Here is a 2,516-nt window from a genome sequence, read left to right on the forward strand (position 1 = left end):
AAGAGCAACATTTTCTTTCATAAACATGTAGTTAAATTATTGCTTTGATTTTAAACATTTTGAAGTAAACTTTCGGTGAGGCAAATGCAATAGATTTTGTTCTATTTAAAACTAATAAATAATTCTAATTATTGTTAACAACAAATTATATTTAACAAATATTATGATTTATAAGATTTTATGATAACAATAGTTTAATCGCTCAAACACTTCGATTTCTTTTCCTTTAATTATTATCCCTGCACTTCAGACAGCCAAATAAAATTATAGTATTTTTACAAAAACAAGAAAAATCTATGAGTGCCATTTACGGAATTGTACATCTTGACGGAAGCCCGGTGGAAAAAGATGATCCGGAAAGGATGAAGAAGGGAATGGCCTATTGGGGGCCAAATGGGGCATATACCTGGCAGGAAGGACAAGCAAGCCTGGGGCAGCTGATGATGTGTGCCACACCGGAATCCCTGCTGGAAAAATATCCTTTGTTTGATGAATCAGGCAACCTGGTTCTGATGGCTGCCGCAAGAATAGACAACCGCCAGGAACTCTTTGAACAATTTTCCATTTCCACTTCGGATAGACGGCAGGTCACTGATAGTTTGTTGATTTTAAAGGCTTATCAAAAATGGGGCAAAGACTGCGTTCTCCACCTTGTGGGCGACTGGGCCTTTGCCATTTGGGACAGGCTGCAGAAAAAACTTTTCCTTGCCCGCGACCATCACGGCAATACGGGCATGTTTTATTACTATGCCCCCGGCTTCTTTGTGTTTTCGTCAGCCTTAAAAGGCATACTCTCACTCCCCCGCGTGCCCAAAGAGCCAAATCCTTTCCGTATCGCACAAATACTGGTTTCCTGGCAGGAACAGGACAATCAGACCAGCTATCAGACTATATTTCACCTTCCTCCGGCTCACTTTCTGGAAATTTCAGAACACAGTAAGCCAAAATTGACTCAATACTGGGATATAAACAATATCCAATTGCTAAACTTCAGGAATGATAGCGACTACGTTGATGCCTTCCTTGAAATATACCGTGAAGCCGTACATTGCCGGCTGAGAACAATCCGGAAAGCCGGACTTACCTTGAGTGGAGGATTAGACTCGGGCTCTGTCACTGCCTTAGCTTCAGAAGATTATAAAAAGTATGGAATTGACTGCAAAATCCCTGCTTTTACTTCCGTTCCCCTTGTAGAAACCAGTCAGTGGATAAGTCCACGGCTATTCGGTGATGAACAAAAACTGGCCAAAGCCACAGCCGGTTTCTGCGGAAACATAGACCTTCAATTCATCAAAGCAGAACAGACCAGCCCGCTGGAAGGCATTGAAAAAATGATTGAATTGCGCGATGAACCCAGTCATGCTGCCGGCAATCATTTCTGGATCGTTGCCTTAATGGCCGAAGCCCAAAAACAAGGAATCGACGTTTTACTGACCGGGCAGGGCGGAAACGGAACAGTTTCCTGGCCAACCGGGAATAATTTAAGTACAGGGAAACTTAGTGATGCCCGGCTGGACGATTTCAGACATTTAAAAACCATAAAATCTAAAATTCTAAAACCTATGGTTCCAGTGCCTGTCCTTGAATTTTATCACCTTCTAAAACATGGCCATAACCCGTGGTTAGCATATTCGGCTATTTCTACTGCTTTCGTACAGGATATTCAACTGGGCAAACTGATGAAAGAGATGAAACATGATCCGAACTTCGCGATAAACCCGTTCACCCGCGAGGCCCACCGCCAGATCATCAATCCCGGATGCAGCCAATTGGGCACGATATGGCAGTCCAACAGCGCAGGCTTTAGCATAGAAGTCCGCGACCCTACCCTTGACCGGCGACTGATAGAATTTTGCTTTGCCGTCCCAGACGATCAGTACGTCCGCAATGGCAAAGGCCGCATGTTGCTGCGCCGGGCCATGAAAGGTTACATGCCTGAGGAAGTCCTCTGGAATGAAAGAAGAGGAAGGCAGGCTGCTGATATAGGTTACAGGGTGCAGCAAAATTATCGTGAGTTGTCCGCCGTTCTCGAACAGTTTGAAAAATCAGAACTTGTAAGTTATTATCTGAATGTTCCGAAAATGAAAACTATTCTTGAGTCCGTAAAATCGAGAGTGACCAAAGAAAATACCGGCTTTTGCGTGACTACTTTATTAAGAGGGATCGGGACAGGCTTATTCCTTCAAAGATTTTAAGATGGATAGTATAGAAAATGAGCTTTTACGTTGCTGCTGCATAAGCAAGCCTTATGGAAACGTTTTGTTGGAACAGGTTCAGGCTTTACTCCGCCAACATCCCGATCTGGACTCAAAAAAATTTTTATCACTGGTCGACAGACACCGGCTAATCCCATGTGTTTATCAAAATTTAAAAGAATTCTCTCCCCTGTTGTCGGCCGGGCTGCTTGCATCTTTAAAAGAAAAATATGCAGCCAACACCCGAAATATGCTGATTTTTTCCTCCGAAATTATCCGGTTAACCCGGATTTTCAAGGAGCATCAATTGAATCTTTTATC

Annotated in this window: 2 protein-coding genes; both read left to right on the forward strand. The window is 43.1% G+C overall.

Translation table 11 applies throughout. The annotated features are described in order from the left end of the window. Positions 1-296: 296 nt before the first annotated feature. Positions 297-2,195 (forward strand): asparagine synthase-related protein, encoded by a 1,899-nt coding sequence (locus Q8907_16185; protein MDP4275807.1) that lies wholly within the window; start codon positions 297-299, stop codon positions 2,193-2,195. Position 2,196: 1 nt separating this feature from the next. Then, a partial coding sequence (locus Q8907_16190) for a nucleotidyltransferase family protein (GenBank protein MDP4275808.1) occupies positions 2,197-2,516 on the forward strand: 320 nt, incomplete at its 3' end.

The organism is Bacteroidota bacterium (assembly GCA_030706565.1).
Lineage (GTDB): Bacteria > Bacteroidota > Bacteroidia > Bacteroidales > JAUZOH01 > JAUZOH01.